Source organism: Caballeronia zhejiangensis (genome assembly GCF_022879815.1).
Classification (GTDB): Bacteria; Pseudomonadota; Gammaproteobacteria; order Burkholderiales; family Burkholderiaceae; genus Caballeronia; species Caballeronia zhejiangensis.
The window spans coordinates 77,342-93,130 of sequence record NZ_CP084283.1 but is presented as its reverse complement, the minus strand read 5'-3'; the positions used below and the strand labels follow the sequence as shown (position 1 = coordinate 93,130).

Annotated in this window: 16 protein-coding genes; 13 read left to right on the top strand and 3 right to left on the bottom strand. The window is 63.8% G+C overall.

Annotated features, from left to right (window positions below; genetic code table 11):
- The first annotated feature begins 9 nt into the window (after window positions 1-9).
- The 12 genes from LDZ23_RS00430 (at window position 10) to LDZ23_RS00375 (ending at window position 11,089) form a co-directional block, all read left to right on the top strand.
- Window positions 10-618 (top strand): glutathione S-transferase family protein, encoded by a 609-nt coding sequence (locus LDZ23_RS00430; protein WP_008351936.1) that lies wholly within the window; start codon window positions 10-12, stop codon window positions 616-618.
- On the top strand, window positions 615-1,034 hold the full coding sequence (locus LDZ23_RS00425) for a YchJ family protein (protein WP_008351939.1): 420 nt from the start codon (window positions 615-617) through the stop codon (window positions 1,032-1,034). Before LDZ23_RS00430 ends, LDZ23_RS00425 begins: the two co-directional genes overlap by 4 nt.
- A 328-nt stretch (window positions 1,035-1,362) precedes the next feature.
- Window positions 1,363-2,619 carry a dienelactone hydrolase family protein gene (locus LDZ23_RS00420; RefSeq protein ID WP_008351940.1) on the top strand — a complete coding sequence of 419 codons (1,257 nt, stop codon included), beginning with the start codon at window positions 1,363-1,365 and terminating at the stop codon, window positions 2,617-2,619.
- Between the two features lie 283 nt (window positions 2,620-2,902).
- A complete protein-coding gene (locus LDZ23_RS00415; protein ID WP_008351942.1) occupies window positions 2,903-4,213 on the top strand; it encodes an adenosylmethionine--8-amino-7-oxononanoate transaminase in 1,311 nt (436 codons plus the stop codon).
- Window positions 4,210-5,409, top strand: coding sequence for an 8-amino-7-oxononanoate synthase (bioF, locus tag LDZ23_RS00410; protein ID WP_008351943.1), 1,200 nt, complete (start codon window positions 4,210-4,212; stop codon window positions 5,407-5,409). The genes LDZ23_RS00415 and bioF overlap by 4 nt, the downstream gene beginning before the upstream one ends.
- On the top strand, window positions 5,406-6,107 hold the full coding sequence (bioD, locus tag LDZ23_RS00405; RefSeq protein ID WP_008351946.1) for a dethiobiotin synthase: 702 nt from the start codon (window positions 5,406-5,408) through the stop codon (window positions 6,105-6,107). Before bioF ends, bioD begins: the two co-directional genes overlap by 4 nt.
- A 4-nt stretch (window positions 6,108-6,111) precedes the next feature.
- Complete coding sequence (gene bioB, locus LDZ23_RS00400) at window positions 6,112-7,155, top strand: biotin synthase BioB (RefSeq protein ID WP_008351947.1); 1,044 nt, start codon at window positions 6,112-6,114, stop codon at window positions 7,153-7,155.
- A gap of 19 nt (window positions 7,156-7,174) precedes the next feature.
- Window positions 7,175-8,116 carry a 2-hydroxyacid dehydrogenase gene (locus LDZ23_RS00395; protein ID WP_008351949.1) on the top strand — a complete coding sequence of 314 codons (942 nt, stop codon included), beginning with the start codon at window positions 7,175-7,177 and terminating at the stop codon, window positions 8,114-8,116.
- 25 nt (window positions 8,117-8,141) lie between these two features.
- Window positions 8,142-9,065, top strand: coding sequence for a hydroxymethylglutaryl-CoA lyase (locus tag LDZ23_RS00390; protein WP_008351950.1), 924 nt, complete (start codon window positions 8,142-8,144; stop codon window positions 9,063-9,065).
- A gap of 16 nt (window positions 9,066-9,081) precedes the next feature.
- Window positions 9,082-9,579 (top strand): YbaK/EbsC family protein, encoded by a 498-nt coding sequence (locus tag LDZ23_RS00385; protein ID WP_008351951.1) that lies wholly within the window; start codon window positions 9,082-9,084, stop codon window positions 9,577-9,579.
- 44 nt (window positions 9,580-9,623) lie between these two features.
- Window positions 9,624-10,181, top strand: coding sequence for a DUF1289 domain-containing protein (locus LDZ23_RS00380; RefSeq protein ID WP_235366272.1), 558 nt, complete (start codon window positions 9,624-9,626; stop codon window positions 10,179-10,181).
- On the top strand, window positions 10,178-11,089 hold the full coding sequence (locus LDZ23_RS00375; protein WP_008351953.1) for an MBL fold metallo-hydrolase: 912 nt from the start codon (window positions 10,178-10,180) through the stop codon (window positions 11,087-11,089). The genes LDZ23_RS00380 and LDZ23_RS00375 overlap by 4 nt, the downstream gene beginning before the upstream one ends.
- 177 nt (window positions 11,090-11,266) lie before the next feature.
- Here LDZ23_RS00375 and LDZ23_RS00370 read toward each other — a convergent pair whose 3' ends face one another.
- Window positions 11,267-12,157: an alpha/beta fold hydrolase gene (locus LDZ23_RS00370; protein ID WP_008351954.1), complete on the bottom strand. Its 891-nt coding sequence runs from the start codon at window positions 12,155-12,157 to the stop codon at window positions 11,267-11,269.
- Between the two features lie 259 nt (window positions 12,158-12,416).
- Here LDZ23_RS00370 and LDZ23_RS00365 point away from each other — a divergent pair, with 259 nt between their 5' ends.
- Window positions 12,417-13,379 carry an NAD(P)H-dependent flavin oxidoreductase gene (locus LDZ23_RS00365; protein WP_008351955.1) on the top strand — a complete coding sequence of 321 codons (963 nt, stop codon included), beginning with the start codon at window positions 12,417-12,419 and terminating at the stop codon, window positions 13,377-13,379.
- 67 nt (window positions 13,380-13,446) lie between these two features.
- Here the strand turns inward: LDZ23_RS00365 and LDZ23_RS00360 are convergent, their stop codons facing one another.
- Window positions 13,447-14,556 (bottom strand): porin, encoded by a 1,110-nt coding sequence (locus LDZ23_RS00360; RefSeq protein WP_008351956.1) that lies wholly within the window; start codon window positions 14,554-14,556, stop codon window positions 13,447-13,449.
- A gap of 508 nt (window positions 14,557-15,064) precedes the next feature.
- On the bottom strand, window positions 15,065-15,433 hold the full coding sequence (locus LDZ23_RS00355) for a hypothetical protein (protein WP_008351958.1): 369 nt from the start codon (window positions 15,431-15,433) through the stop codon (window positions 15,065-15,067).
- Between the last annotated feature and the right edge of the window lie 356 nt (window positions 15,434-15,789).

Below are 15,789 nucleotides of genomic sequence, written 5' to 3'. Positions count from 1 at the left end.
GGAGTGAATGTGACCTATCAGGTACACGGCGTTTCGGCATCGGGCAACTGTCACAAGGTTCGCCTCGTCCTCGAACAGCTCGGCCAGCCTTATGTCTGGCACGAAGTCGACATGATGAACGGCGCAACGCGCACCGACGAATTCAAAAAGCTGAATCCGAACGGCAAGGTGCCGGTGCTCGTCATCGACGAGAACACGACGCTCTCCGAATCGGACGCGATTCTCTGCTATCTCGCCGACGGCACGCCGCTCATGCCCGACGACCGGCTCGAACGCGCGCAAGTGCTGCAGTGGATGTTCTTCGAGCAGTACAGCCACGAGCCGTATGTCGCGGTGGCGCGCTTCATCCTGCAGTTTCAGAAGAATCCCGGCGACGCGCGTCTGCCGGAAAAGATCGCTGGTTCGTATCGCGCGCTCGACGTGATGGAACGGCATTTGTCGACGCGCACCTTTCTAGTCGGCGAGCGCTACACCGTCGCCGATATCGCGCTGTATGCGTACACGCATGTCGCGGATCAGGCGAATCTCGATCTGTCGCGCTATCCGGCGATCCGCGCGTGGCTCGAACGCGTGCGCAGCCAGCCGCGCCATGTCGTCATGCCGGGTGTCGATCAATGAAACTCGTGGAATGTCCGTGCGGCGGCGCCGCGCCCGGCCAGCGGCCTGACGCGCGCGCGCCGCGTTACGACGCGTGTTGCGGACGATTCATCGAAGGCGGCGAAAAGCCCGCGAACGCAATGGAACTGATGCGCTCGCGCTACACCGCCTACGTGCTCGGCGACACCGCGTATCTGCGCGCGACCTGGGCGGAAGCGACCTGCCCGCCCGATCTCGACGCCTCCGACGCCGGCACGCGCTGGCTCGGCTTGCAGATCAAACGCCACACGCCGACCGACGCGAATCACGAGGAAGTCGAGTTCGTCGCGCGCTACAAGGTCGGCGGGCGCGCGCATCGTTTGCACGAAGCCAGCCGCTTCACGCGAGACAGCGCCGGAAACTGGATCTATGTCGATGGTCGGATTAAAGAAAACTAAATATTCCTTTAAGAAATATGCTGTGGCACGCGGTATTAATTTCCTAAGAATTTCCTTACAGATTAAACAGTTACGGGGTTTCTCTTATTGTGCAGTGCAATTTTGAACGGTTAATCTGTGTTCACGTCAGGGCGCTGTCATTCCCGTGCCCGGACACTCGCAGCGAAGCCCCGTTTTGAAGCCAATTGTCATGCCTTTTCAGGGCATGACTCCCGGAACCCGCAGCCGATACTGCTCTCATCGAGCAGCGCGATAGGTTTGTGACTTCAAAAAGACGTTCGGGGCTCGCCGTATCAACGTCCTTTGGAAGCGCAGTCGGAGTTCACGGATGGCGATCAGAACCTGGTTGGTCGGATGCAGCATGGTGTGCGCGCTCGCGGCATCGCTCGTCACGTCCGCCGTGCGTGCCGAACCGGTCGGCGGCGTGCGTCAATCCGAAGGTCTGCAGGCGCCCGCATTCGGCCAGACGCTCTCGCAGATTCCCGATTCGCTCGATGCCGGCCTGCCCGTCGTCGCGATCGGACTGAACGAAAGCGTCATCGAGATTCCCGAAGCCGACATCTCGCTCGAAACCACCGTGTTCAAGCCAGACGGCGCCGGCCCGTTCCCGATGATCGTCTTCAATCACGGCAAGCTCCCCGGCGATTCGCACGCGCAACCGCGCAATCGCCCGGTCGCGCTCGCGCGTGAATTCGTGCGCCACGGCTATGTCGTCGTCGTGCCGAACCGGCGCGGCTTCGCGGGCTCGGGCGGCGATTACACCGGCCACGGCTGCGACGTCGAGGCGAACGGGTTCGCGCAAGCGCAGGACGTCGCCGCGACCATCGCCTATATGAGCCAGCAAGCGTATGTCGACAAGACGCATATCGTCGTCGCGGGCACGTCGCACGGCGGTTTGACGACCATCGCCTACGGCGCGCGCGATGCCATCGCGGCGCCCGGCGTGCGCGGTCTCATCAATTTCTCGGGCGGGCTGCGTCAGGACGAATGCGGCGACTGGCGGAAGAATCTCGTCAACGCGTTCGGCGATTACGGGCAGAACGTGCGCCTGCCGTCGCTGTGGCTCTACGGCGACAACGATTCGGTCTGGGACGGCGACTTGTCCGCGCAGATGTACACCGCGTTCACCGCGCACGGCGCGCGCGCCAACATGGTCGATTTCGGCAGCTACAAGAACGACGCGCATCGGCTCGTCGGCGACCGCGACGGCGTGCAGATCTGGTGGCCGCGCGTGAAGGCCTTCCTCGCGCAGATCGGCATGCCGACCGCCGTGCAATATCAGGTGGCCGAGCCGCGCATGCCGAACGCGACGCACTTCGCGGACCTCGATTCCGTGCAGGCCGTGCCGTTCGTCGATGAAAACGGCCGCGCCGGTTATCGCAACTTCCTTTCGCAGTATTCGAGCCGCGCGTTCGCCGTGTCCGATTCGGGCGCGTGGTCGTGGGCCGAAGGCGGCGACGATCCGATGGCCGTCGCCATCGCGAGCTGCCAGAAGCAGAGCGCCGATCCGTGCCGGCTGTACGCGGTGAATAATCGCGTCGTCTGGAACGATCAGGCCGCCGAGACGCAGACGGCGTCACGCTAGAACACCTTTTCCGCCTGTCGGGAACGCCGGCCTTCGCGCCGGCGTTTTTGCGTCGATCGCACGTTAAGCGACCCATTTGGCCGACGTTGCACGCGATAGCGCGTTTTCGCATTTCCATTGCGCGCGCACGCATGTCCAAAAAACCTTCCGAATACGGAAGGTCGGCCATGTTTTAGGGATAATTGACTCGCGCAGTTTTCACGCAGTTTCCCCGTAACGCAGGCGCCTGGCGCTTGCCCGATGTATCCGGCCCGCATCGCGCGCGCGGGCCTGGGAGCCGTTTTTGAACACAGAAGCCAATCAGGACTGGGTTGCCCGCTCGCTTGCGGCCGTGTGGCATCCGTGCACCCAGATGAAACATCACGAGCGCGTGCCGCTCGTGCCGATCGCGCGCGGCAAGGGCGCGTGGCTCTACGACCACGAAGGCCACCGCTATCTCGATGCGATCAGTTCGTGGTGGGTCAATCTCTTCGGCCACGCGAACGACGACATCAACCGCGCGCTCAAGGATCAACTCGACACGCTCGAACACGCGATGCTCGCGGGCTGCACGCACGCGCCGGCCGTCGAACTGGCCGAGCGTCTTTGCGCGCTCACCGATCGCACGCTCGGCCATGCGTTTTTCGCGTCCGATGGCGCGTCGGCGGTCGAGATCGCGCTGAAGATGAGCTTTCACTTCTGGCGCAATCGCGGCGCAAGCGAGAAGCGCGAATTCGCGTGTCTCGCGAACAGCTATCACGGCGAAACGATCGGCGCGCTCGGCGTGACGGACGTCGCCATTTTCAAGGACGCTTACGATCCGCTGATCCGTCACGCGCATGTGGTCGCGTCGCCGGCGGCGGTCGGCGTCGACGAAGCCATCGCCGCGATGCGCGCGCTCTTCGGGCAGCGCGCGTCGCAGCTTGCGGCCGTGATCGTCGAGCCGCTCGTGCAGTGCGCGGCCGGCATGTCGATGTACGACGCGTCGTATCTCACGCGTTTGCGCGCGCTGTGCGACGAATTCGGCGTGCATCTGATCGCCGATGAAATCGCGGTCGGCTGCGGGCGCACCGGCACTTTTTTCGCGTGCGAGCAGGCGGGCATCTGGCCTGATTTCATCTGCTTGTCGAAGGGCATCAGCGGCGGATACTTGCCCCTTTCGATCGTGCTCACGCGCGACGACATCTACGCCGCGTTCTACGACGACGACGTCACGCGCGGCTTTCTGCATTCGCATTCGTACACGGGCAATCCGCTCGCGTGCCGCGCCGCGCTGGCGACGCTCGATCTGTTCGACAGCGCGAACGTGCTCGCGGAAAACAAACGCAAATCGGCGTTGCTGGGCGAGGCGTTGCGCGCGCGCGTCGGCGGGCACGAACGCGTGAAGAATCTGCGCAATCGCGGCACGATCTTCGCGTTCGATGTCGATATCGACGACAAGACGTTCTCGCGCCGCTTCTTCGCAAACGCGTTGCAGCGCGAACTGCTGATGCGCCCCATCGGCACGACGGTCTACATGATGCCGCCGTACATCCTCTCCGACGACGAACTGCTGCTCCTCGCGCAACGCACGCGCGAAACGCTCGACGCCACGCTCGCGGGGGTCGCAGCATGAGCACGACAGCGAGAGCGCTGTACGAAACGCTCGAACAGGGCTTGAACGATATCGATGCGCGCGGCCTGCGGCGTCGCCGCAAGACGATCGACGGCGCCTGTTCCGCGTACATGACCGTCGATGGCCGCGCGATCGTCGGCTTCGCGAGCAACGATTATCTCGGCCTCGCCGCGCACGATGCGATTCGCGCGGCGCTCGCCGAAGGCGCGTCGCTTTTCGGCGCGGGCAGCGGCGGCTCGCATCTGCTGGGCGGCCATTCACGCGCGCACGCGCAACTCGAAGACGATCTCGCCGCGTTCTCGGGCGGTTTCGTCGACAACCCGCGCGCGCTTTACTTCAGCACCGGCTACATGGCGAACCTCGCGGTCGTCACGGCGCTCGCCGGACGCGGCACGCTCGTGTTTTCGGACGCGCTCAATCACGCATCGCTGATCGACGGCGTGCGCCTGTCGCGCGCGCAAACGCAGATTTATCCGCACGCGGACATCGACGCGCTCGACGCGATGCTCGACGCCTCCCGCGACGAAACAGCGACGAAGCTCATCGTCACCGACACGGTGTTCAGCATGGACGGCGATATCGCGCCGCTCGCGCGTCTCGTCGAGCTTGCGGAGAAGTACGGCGCGTGGCTCGTCGTCGACGACGCGCACGGCTTCGGCGTGCTCGGCCCGCAAGGACGCGGCGCGCTGGCGCATTACGCACTGCGCTCGCCGCATCTCGTCTATGTCGGCACGCTCGGCAAGGCGGCGGGCGTGTCGGGCGCGTTCGTCGCGGCGGATGAAACCGTCATCGAATGGCTCATTCAGCGCGCGCGTCCGTATATCTTCACGACGGCGTCCGCGCCGGCGGTCGCGCATGCGGTGTCGAAGAGCATCGAAATCATCGCGGGCGATGAAGGCGACGCGCGCCGCGCGCACCTCGCGTCGCTGATCGACACCACGCGCGCGATGCTGAAACGCACGCGCTGGATGCCGGTCGATTCGCATACCGCCGTGCAGCCGCTCGTGATCGGCGGCAACGACGAAACGCTGGAAATCGCCGCCGCGCTCGACAAGCAAGGCCTCTGGGTTCCGGCGATTCGTCCGCCGACGGTTCCGGCGGGCACGTCGCGCCTGCGCATTTCCCTTTCCGCCGCGCACAGCGAGGACGATCTCGCGCGGCTCGATCACGCGTTAAACGCTTTGAATACGCTATGACCGCTTTATCCCTGTTCGTCGCCGGAACCGATACGGAAATCGGCAAGACGCTCGTCTCTTGCGCGCTGCTGCACGGCTTCGCGCGCGCGGGCCTTTCCGCCGCCGCGATGAAGCCGATCGCGTCGGGCACGGTCGAGCGCGACGGCGTGCTGCACAACGAAGACGCCGATCAGCTCGACGCCGCCGCGAACGTCGCGCTGCCGAACGACATCCGCACGCCGTTCATGATGCGCGAGCCGATCGCGCCGCATATCGCTGCGGCGCGCGAAGGCGTGGCGCTCGACATCGGGCGCATTGTGCGAGCGCATCAGTTCGCGATGACGAAAGCGGATATCGTCGTCGTGGAAGGCGTCGGCGGTTTTCGCGTGCCGCTCACCGACACGCACGACACCGCCGATCTCGCCGTCGCGCTGAATCTGCCGGTCGTGCTCGTCGTCGGCATGCGGCTCGGCTGCATCAGCCATGCGTTGCTGACGGTCGAAGCCATCGCGTCGCGCGGCCTGAAGCTCGCCGGCTGGGTGGCGAATCGCGTCGATCCGAATATGCTGTATCCCGACGAAAACATCGCAACACTGAAACAACGCATCAAGGCGCCGCTCATCGGCGTGATTCCGCATCTCGCGGCACCCGATGCAACGCGCGCCGCCGATTCGCTCGATATCGGCGCTCTGACCGACTCGCTTCATCAAAAGGATTGAATTCATGACACAGCAAATCGCCACTGAGACCACCTCGAAAACCACGCCGCAACCGATGCAGCGCTGGCGCGTCGCCGATGTCGTCGCGCTGTACGAACTGCCGTTCAACGATCTGCTCTTCCGCGCGCAGACCGTGCATCGCGAACACTTCGATCCGAACGCGGTGCAGTTGTCCACGCTGCTGTCGATCAAGACGGGCGGCTGCGAGGAAGATTGCGCGTACTGTCCGCAGTCGGTGCATCACGACACCGGCCTCAAGGCCGAAAAACTGATGGACGTCGATGAAGTCCTGAAGGCCGCCGAAGTCGCGAAGTCGAACGGTGCGACGCGCTTTTGCATGGGCGCGGCGTGGCGCAATCCGAAGGATCGCCATCTCGAGCCGATCAAGGACATGATTCGCGGCGTGAAGGCGATGGGTCTCGAAACCTGCGTGACGCTCGGCATGCTCGAAGCGCATCAGGCGCAAGGCTTGCGCGACGCCGGCCTCGATTACTACAACCACAATCTCGACACGTCGCCGGAGTTCTACGGCCAGATCATTTCGACGCGCACGTATCAGGATCGCCTCGATACGCTCGAACACGTTCGCGACGCGGGCATCAACGTGTGCTGTGGCGGGATCGTCGGCATGGGCGAATCGCGACGCGAACGCGCGGGACTGATCTCGCAGCTCGCGAACATGGAGCCGTATCCGGAATCGGTGCCGATCAACAATCTCGTGCAGGTCGCGGGCACGCCGCTCACCGGCGTCGACGCGCTCGATCCGTTCGAGTTCGTGAGGACGATCGCGGTCGCGCGCATCACGATGCCGAAGGCGATGGTGCGTCTGTCCGCCGGACGCGAGCAGATGGATGAAGCGTTGCAGGCGCTGTGCTTCGCGGCGGGCGCAAACTCGATCTTCTACGGCGATCAGCTTCTGACGACGAGCAACCCGCAAGCCGAAGCCGACCGCAAGCTGATCGAGCGCCTCGGCATGCGCGCGGAAGCCGCGCAGAACGCCGGCGCGCAGGAAGCCGAACGCGGTTGCGGACACAAGCACGCGAACTAAACGGAAAACGGACGCGGCCATGAAAATCATCTTCTACGAGAAGGGCGCCGATATCGACGCGTGGCTCGGCGGCCTGAAACGCGAGTTGCCCGATGCGGACCTGCGCGTATGGGAGCCGGGCGACACCGCGAGCGCCGACTACGCGATCGTGTGGCGCGCGCCGCGCGAGCTCTTTGCGAATCGTCCCGATCTTCAGGCCGTGTTCAATCTCGGCGCGGGCGTCGATGCGATTCTCGATGTCGAGCGCCGCGAACCCGGCACGCTGCCGCCGAACGCGAAGCTCGTGCGTCTCGAAGACACCGGCATGGCGCAGCAGATGGTCGAATACGCGACGTACTGCGTGCTGCGCTACCTGCGCCGCTTCGACGAATACGACGCGCTGCAACGCGAAGGCCGCTGGGAAAAACTGCCGCAGCACGCGCGCGAATCGTTCACTGTCGGCGTGCTCGGGCTCGGCGTGCTCGGCGCGGAAGTCGCGAAGGGTTTGCTGAAACTCGGCGTGCCCGTGCGCGGATACAGCCGCACGCCGAAGACGATCGAAGGCGTCCACGTTCACGCGGGCGCGGACGAATTCGACGCGTTTCTCGACGGCGTAAAAGTGCTCATCAATCTGTTGCCGCACACGCCGGACACCGAAGGCATTCTGAACGCGCGCACGTTCGGCAAGCTCGCGCGCGGCGCGTATCTGGTGAACGTGGCGCGCGGCCCGCATCTCGTCGATGCCGATCTCATCGCCGCGCTCGACAGCGGCCAGATCGCCGCCGCGACGCTCGATGTCTTCCACACCGAGCCGCTGCCGCAGGAACATCCGTTCTGGACGCATCCGCGCGTGTCGGTGACGCCGCATATTTCGGCGGAAACGCTGCGCGAGGAAAGCATCGTGCAGATCGCCGGCAAGATCAAAGCGCTCGCGCGCGGCGAGCCGATCAGCGGCATCGTCGATTTCAAGCGCGGGTACTGAGACCACATCGAAAGGAGACAGAGACATGATTCCGTCAAAAGTGAAAATCGTCGAAGTCGGGCCGCGCGACGGCCTGCAGAACGAAAAGGAATTCGTGCCCACCGAAACCAAAATCGAGCTCGTGAACCGGCTCGCGCGGGCGGGCATCGTGAACGTGGAATCGACATCGTTCGTGTCGCCGAAATGGGTGCCGCAAATGTCCGACGCCGCCGCACTCATGGCCGGCATCGAGCGCCGTCCGGGCACGATCTACTCCGTGCTCACGCCGAACATGCGCGGCTTCGAAGGCGCGCTCGAAGCCAAAGCCGATGAAATCGTGATCTTCGGCGCGGCGAGCGAGGCGTTCTCGCAGAAGAACATCAATTGCAGCATCGCGGAGAGCATCGCGCGCTTCGAGCCGGTCGCGAAAGCCGCGAAGGACGCCGGCATGCGGCTGCGCGGATCCATCTCGTGCGCGCTCGGCTGTCCGTATCAGGGCGAAGTGAGCATCGAATCGGTCGTGGATGTCGTCGAACGCATGAAAGCGCTCGGCTGCGACGAGATCGATATCGCCGATACCATCGGCGTCGGCACGCCCAAACGCACGCGCGAAGTGCTCGCGGCAGCGCAGAAAGCGTTTCCGCGCGAGCGCCTTTCCGGACATTTCCACGACACGTACGGGCAAGCCATCGGCAACATTTATGCGGCGCTGCTCGAAGGCATCGAGATCTTCCACGCGTCGGTGGCGGGGCTCGGCGGCTGTCCATATGCGAAGGGCGCGACCGGGAATGTCGCGACCGAAGACGTCGTGTATCTGATGAACGGGCTCGGCATCGAGACCGGCGTCGATCTGGATCAGCTCGTCGATATCGGCGATTTCATTTCGCGCGCGATCGGCAAGCCGAGTTCGTCGCGTGCAGGAAAGGCGATCTTCACGAAGAAACGCGACGGCGCCGCCGCCTGCGTCTGAACAACAAAGGACAAAGATGATCGATCAATTGCCCGATTCCGCGCGCCGCGTCGCGCTTTTGTTGAAGGAACGCGGCCATCCGCATGACGTCGTGATGCTGCCCGAAACCGGCAAGACGTCGGCGGAAGCGGCGGCCGGCCTCGGCTGCGAGGTCGCGCAGATCGCCAAGTCGATTCTGTTTCGCCGCAAGGAAGACGACGCGCCCGTGCTCGTGATCGCGAGCGGCGCGAATCGCGTCGATGAAGCGAAGGTCGCGGCGCGCGTCGGCGCTCTGGCGCGCGCGGACGCGAAGTTCGTGCGCGAGAAGACCGGCTATGCGATCGGCGGCGTGTGCCCGATCGGACATGCGGTCACGCCGGTCACGCTCATCGACGAAGACCTGCTCGCGCTCGACAGCCTGTGGGCGGCGGCCGGGCATCCGCACGCGGTGTTCAATCTGTCGCCGCAGGAATTGATCGAGCTGACGGGCGCGCCGGTCGCGGACGTCGCGTTGCGCGAGACGGCGGAATCGTGACGAACGTGACGGACGTTGCGTCGCCGTGCGTCGATGTATGCCGCATGAATCCGGAGACCGGTTTCTGCGACGGCTGCTTTCGCAACATCGACGAAATCGCCGCGTGGTCGTCCCATGACGATGACGCGAAACGCGCGGTGCTCGCGCGCGTCGAGAGCCGTCGTCAGGGCGCGCGCGTGGTGACGCTCGGCGAATCGTTCGACGCGACGCTCACGCTGCCGCCCGATTCGATCAAGCACTTCGCGACGCTCGTCAACGATCTCAACCCGCTGCATCACGACGACGCCTACGCGCGCGCAAGCCGTTTCGGTGCGCTGATCGCATCGGGCACGCAGCCGACCGCGCATCTGATGGCGATGCTCGCCACGCACTTCTCACAATACGCGCAGCCGCTCGGACTCGAATTCGGCATCAGGCTGACGCGCGCGGTGAAAGCGAACGACGTGCTCACGATGTCCTGGCGCGTGACCGAAGCGAAGTGGAAAGCGAGTCTGAACGGGGATCTCGTGAAGCTGGAAGGCGACGCGCGCAATCAGCTCGGCGAAACGGTGATGAAGGCGACGGCGACCATCGTCGTGATGCCGCTGGAGACACGCGCGTGAGAACGCTGCCGGAGTCGATGACGGTCTTCGAGCGCGGCTGGCTCTCGTCGAACAACGTGCTGTTCAGAAGCGCCGAAGGCACCGCGACCGTCGATACGGGCTATGTATCCCACGCGCCGCAAACGCTCGCGCTGGTCAAACAAAAGCTCGGCGCGCGCAAGCTCGATCTGATCGTCAACACGCATCTGCATTCGGATCATTGCGGCGGCAACGCGCTGCTCCAGCGCACGTACGCCTGCGACACGCTGATTCCCGCAAGCGAAGCGCACGCGGTGCGCGCGTGGGACGAAGACGCGCTCACGTTTCGCGCGACCGGCCAGCGCTGCGATCGCTTCGATTTCACGGGCACGATCGCGCACGGCGCGACGCTCGCGCTCGGCGGCTTCGACTGGAACGTGCTCGGCGCGCCGGGCCATGATCCGCATTCGCTGATGCTCCATTGCCCCGAGACGCGGGTGCTCATCAGCGCGGACGCGTTGTGGGAAAACGGCTTCGGCGTGATCTTTCCCGAACTCGAAGGCGACAGCGGTTTCGCGGAAGAACGCGCGGTGCTCGAACTCATATCGACGCTCGACGTCGATATCGTGATTCCCGGCCACGGCGCGCCGTTCACGGACGTTGCGCGCGCGCTCGAGGTCGCTTCGTCGCGACTCGATTACTTGCAGGCCGATCCCGCGCGCAACGCGAAGAACGCGCTCAAGGTGCTGATCGTCTTCAAGTTGATGGAAGTGCGCACGATGACGCTCGATGCGCTCGTCACGATGACGCAAGACGCCCGCGCGATGCGCGCCGCCGCCGATGCGCTCGCGCCATCGGGCGAATGTCATACGCTCGTCGAGAAAATCGTCGGGGAACTGGCGCGCGGCGGCTCGGTGAACGTGAGCGGCGAAACCGTGTCGGTGGCCTGAACCGCCCGAGTGCACAAAAAGAAAGCCGCTTGTCAGCTACGGCAAGCGGCAGAATCATATGGACGTGATCAACGTCCCAAGTATCGTATCGCGACACTATTTCACGTGCATCGGTGCTTTCCCTACAAAATTGTAACGACACCTGAATTCACGTAAAGCCCAATGCCGGCGCGGGTTTCAGGGCGCATCTGCCTCGAAGAACGCGAGCATTTCCGCGAGCAGCATGTCGGGCTGTTCCTCGGGAATGTAGTGCCCGCACGGCAGCGCGCGGCCGCTCACGTCGCGTGCGACGCGCCGCCATTCGTCGAGCGCGTCGAAGCGCCGTCCGATGACGCCTTGCTCGCCCCACAGCACGCGCAGCGGACAGGCGATCTTCATGCCGCGTTCGAGATCGGCGCGTTCGTGTTCGAGGTCGATGCCCGCCGACGCGCGATAGTCCTCGCACGTCGCGAAGATCGCACCCCGCGCGGCAAACGCGTCGCGATACGCCTGCAACGCATGCGGCGCGAAGGGCGCAAATCCCGCTTGGCCACTGCCCAATAGCCGATCGATATATGCGTCCGGGTTGCCGCCGATCAGCAATTCCGGCAGCGGCGACGGCTGGATCAGCATGAACCAGTGGAAGTTTGCAGTCGCGAATTCGCGGTCGGTAGCGTCGTACATCGCGAGCGTCGGCGCGATGTCGAGCAGCATCAGACGATCGACGGCGTCGGGGAAATCCATCGCCATGCGATGCGCGACCCGCGCGCCGCGATCGTGCGCGCAGACAAGAAACTGTTCGAAGCCGAAGTGATGCATGACCGCGACCTGATCGCCGGCCATCGCGCGCTTCGAATACGGCGTGTGATGCGTGTCGCTTTCCGGCTTTCCCGATGCGCCGTAGCCGCGCAGATCGGTGGCGATCACCGTGAAGTGCTTCGCAAGCTCGCCAGCGCACTTGTGCCAGATCTCGTGCGTTTGCGGATGTCCGTGCAGGAGCAAGAGCGGCGGCCCCTCGCCGCCTTTCATCCCGGCGATCTCGACGCCGCCCGCATCGACGCGAAACGGCTCGTAGTCTTTGAACGACATTGTGTTTTCTTGTTCGTGGCGTTGCGGACCATTGTAGGCGCGCTCGCGCAGTCGCCGATGCCGTGGCGAGCGTGGAAACGCCGAAACCGAATACTTCTTCGGGAAATGGCGGATGTTTCGGCGGCGATGTCGTGCATATAATCGAACGATCGTTCGCTGGCCACGCGTGCCTTCCGGAAAATGATCGTGCGTGCCGGATCGCGCGCCAGTTCTCTAGAATGGTTTAACGCTGCTCGGACACACTCAGGAGATTCGTGCCATGGCTCTGCCCGCCATCTTGCAGCACCTCAGCTTGCCCGTCGTCGGCTCGCCGATGTTCATCGTCAGTTATCCCGAGCTCGTGCTTGCGCAATGCAAGGCGGGCATCGTCGGCTCTTTTCCGGCGTTGAACGCGCGTCCCGCCGAACTGCTCGACGAATGGCTCACGCAGATTCAAAGCGAGCTCGCCGCGCACAAGGCCGCGAATCCCGATGCCGTGATCGGGCCGATCGCGGTCAATCAGATCGTTCATCAGTCGAATGCGCGGCTCGAACAGGACGTGCGCGTGTGCGTCGAGCATGAGGTGCCGATCTTCATCACGAGCCTGCGCGCGCCGGTCAAGGAGATGATCGACGCCGTGCATTCGTACGGCGGCATCGTGCTGCACGACGTCATCAACTTGCGGCACGCGCAGAAAGCGCTCGAAGCGGGCGTCGACGGCCTCATTCTCGTCGCGGCGGGCGCGGGCGGTCACGCGGGGACGACGTCGCCGTTCGCGCTCGTCGGCGAAGTGCGGCGCATGTTCGACGGCCCGATCGTGCTGTCGGGCGCGATCGCCAATGGCGGCTCGATCCTCGCGGCGCAAGCGATGGGCGCGGACCTCGCCTACATGGGCACGCGCTTCATCGCGACGAAGGAAGCGCACGCGCTCGAGGAATACAAGCGCGCGATCGTCGATGCAACCGCCGCCGACATCATCTACACGAATCTCTTCACGGGCGTGCATGGCAACTACATCCGCGAGAGCATCGTCAATGCGGGACTCGATCCCGATGCGCTGCCCGTCTCCGACAAGAACGCGATGAACTTCGCCGAAGGCACGAGCAAGGCGAAGGCGTGGAAGGAAATCTGGGGCGCGGGCCAGGGCGTCGGGCTGATGGAGGACGTGCCGAGCGTCGCGGAACTGGTCGAGCGTCTGAAGCGCGAATACGACGACGCGAAGGCGCGCCTCGCGATCGGCTGATTTTTTGTGCCGTAGAAAGCAAAACACCGCGCCCTTGAGCGCGGTGTTTTCGTTCGATGCGAACGCTTTAGAACTTCGCGCGGAGACCGACGCCGAAGGTATCGCCCGTCGACATACCCGTGTACTTGTCGTTCAGGTACGCCGCGTAGACGTCGGTGCGCTTCGACAGCGGATAGTCGTAGCCGAGCGCCCAGCTCTTGTGCGTCTGATCGAGACCGCCGTTGCTGCGCGAGTACGCATACGACGCCATCACCGTGCCCGGGCCGAGCGGAACCGTCACACCGCCTTGTCCGGTGTTGACGTGGAACGTGCCGGGGCCTTCGTAGTCGTTCTTCGTGTACATGTACTGCGCGAAGAACTTGACGTACTTCATGTCGTACGACGCGCCCAACTGGCCGACGCTCTGGCTCTTGTAGCCCGGCGAAGCGAAGCCGTCCACCGACGTCAGATCGCCCGGGGTGTTGTTGAAGTTCACGTACTGATAGACGCCCGTCGCCGCGAACGGACCGTGGAAGTACAGGAACTGCGCGCTGTACTTCTTCGAGCGGCCGTCGCCGGCGGTGTTGCCGAAGCTGTACATCACGCTGCCCGACAGACCGTTGAAGTCAGGCGACGTGTACTGGACCGAGTTGTTCCAGCCCGAATCGCCGATCACGCCCTGATCCGTGCGGTACGTCGGGAATGTGCCCGCGCCGAGGAACACGTGATAGACCATCGGCGAGAAGACGTACGAATCGACGAACGGGTTGAACAGGATCGTCGAGACGAAGAGTTGCGTCGTCAGGCGGCCCGCGGTGAACGTGCCGATCGGACCTTGAATGCCGACGTATGAGTTGCGCGCGAAGAAGGTGTCGCCCTGGAAGCGTCCGTACTGACCGTTCTGCGCGCGGAAGAAGCTCTCCAACGTGAAGATGGCCTTGTAGCCGCCGCCGAGATCCTCGGCGCCCTTCAAGCCCCAGTACGACGTCGACATGCCGCCGCCGCTCACGTTCCAGGCACGATCGCCGCCGGGAAATTTCTGCGCGCCGACCCATTCGTCGACCTGTCCATATAGCGAAACGCTCGATTGCGCGTGCGCCGTGCCCGCGGCGAAGAGGCCGAACATCGCTGCGGCGACCGCGGTGGCCTTGACCGTTGTTTTCACCGTAGTCATTGCACGGTTGACGGTTGACTTCATGAACTCTCCTGTTCTTTGTCGAAAATTGAAATCTTTGCGGGCGAGTTGCGTTGCGCTCGCCTCGTCTGACCGGCATAACGGTTTAGTGGGCGAAGAGGCATCGCGTGTGGAGCGGCACCATCTTTACGGACCATTTTTCCGGTCAAAAATGTTTTTGGTTATTGCGGGTATAGCGGTTCGAATACTTCCCGCCCCGCCCGCGCGCAGGAAGGGACGCTTTGCCTCAGGCTCGCGATGGCCGGATCGACAACCGGCGAGATGCGCAGCGAGTACCGGCGCGCCTCTCCAAGCGTCGAAAGGCGTTTGAAATTAAGAATTTCGGACATTTTCCCGCGCAGGCCGCATTGTCCTTGCGCGGAAAAAAGAGCGGAACGGCTGAGGGAAATTCGATGCGCAACTGTGGCGAGATTACGTCATCGTGACAGCGAAGCTAGACGCGCAAACAGTTTTGCGTTCCGCGCGGCGAACGCGGCGAAACGGAGGTCAGCTCAGGAAGACTGCGGAGCGTTCAGTTGCGGTAGTTCGCGTTCGTCGGCGCGCGACCGTCGTCGGCCGGACGGCCGGGGGGGCGCGGCAGGCTGCGCTCTTCGTTGTAGCGCGTGATGTCGGCGCGAATCGAGCCCGCGCCACGCAGCGGCACCGTTTGATCGCCCCGCGGGCCCGGACGCACTTCGGCGCTAACGGGCGTCAAGCCGTCTTTGGCGGCGACCGGCGTGTAATGCAGCGATTGCCTGCTGGCGCCGGAATCGGTGAGGACTGTCGACGGCAGCCACTCGACGCGCGGCCCGGCAAGCGCGAGCGAACCCGCCACCGCGAGCGCGCCAAGCGCTACGGATGCGAAAAGCCGGGTAGTGTTGCGAATGCCTGTGAGCGCCATGTCGAAACAGCCTGCGTCCGACCGATATTTCCGTCCGTGAATGGAAAGCGGAGACTTTCGCTTCAGGCGGACAACCGGCGGCAGTCGGAACATTCGGGGCCTTGCATCGAGCGATGCATAAACCCGCCAACCGGTGTATTCAACAATTTATTTCGCGCCGCGAAAGCAGTCGAGCCAAAAAGTGTTAGGCCCGCTCGATGGTTGTAACACCATGTTACGTCAGAGTTTTTCGCTGCCGCCGAGCATTTCGGACGACCAAACATATGAAGAACAAATGTGCTGGACAAAAGAATCTGAAAGCCGCGAAATTGGCTCGCGCGCGGCCCGAGTTTTGCTGTAGCGCTCATTCGGCCTTC

Excerpts from the sequence above, each read along its gene's own strand:
- LDZ23_RS00425 (WP_008351939.1), top strand. The coding sequence starts at position 615 with ATGAAACTCGTGGAATGTCCGTGCGGCGGCGCCGCGCCCGGCCAGCGG.
- LDZ23_RS00420 (WP_008351940.1), top strand. The coding sequence starts at position 1,363 with ATGGCGATCAGAACCTGGTTGGTCGGATGCAGCATGGTGTGCGCGCTC.
- bioF (WP_008351943.1), top strand. The coding sequence starts at position 4,210 with ATGAGCACGACAGCGAGAGCGCTGTACGAAACGCTCGAACAGGGCTTG.
- bioD (WP_008351946.1), top strand. The coding sequence starts at position 5,406 with ATGACCGCTTTATCCCTGTTCGTCGCCGGAACCGATACGGAAATCGGC.
- bioB (WP_008351947.1), top strand. The coding sequence starts at position 6,112 with ATGACACAGCAAATCGCCACTGAGACCACCTCGAAAACCACGCCGCAA.
- LDZ23_RS00395 (WP_008351949.1), top strand. The coding sequence starts at position 7,175 with ATGAAAATCATCTTCTACGAGAAGGGCGCCGATATCGACGCGTGGCTC.
- LDZ23_RS00390 (WP_008351950.1), top strand. The coding sequence starts at position 8,142 with ATGATTCCGTCAAAAGTGAAAATCGTCGAAGTCGGGCCGCGCGACGGC.
- LDZ23_RS00385 (WP_008351951.1), top strand. The coding sequence starts at position 9,082 with ATGATCGATCAATTGCCCGATTCCGCGCGCCGCGTCGCGCTTTTGTTG.
- LDZ23_RS00380 (WP_235366272.1), top strand. The coding sequence starts at position 9,624 with ATGAATCCGGAGACCGGTTTCTGCGACGGCTGCTTTCGCAACATCGAC.
- LDZ23_RS00370 (WP_008351954.1), bottom strand. The coding sequence starts at position 12,157 with ATGTCGTTCAAAGACTACGAGCCGTTTCGCGTCGATGCGGGCGGCGTC.
- LDZ23_RS00365 (WP_008351955.1), top strand. The coding sequence starts at position 12,417 with ATGGCTCTGCCCGCCATCTTGCAGCACCTCAGCTTGCCCGTCGTCGGC.
- LDZ23_RS00360 (WP_008351956.1), bottom strand. The coding sequence starts at position 14,556 with ATGAAGTCAACCGTCAACCGTGCAATGACTACGGTGAAAACAACGGTC.
- LDZ23_RS00355 (WP_008351958.1), bottom strand. The coding sequence starts at position 15,433 with ATGGCGCTCACAGGCATTCGCAACACTACCCGGCTTTTCGCATCCGTA.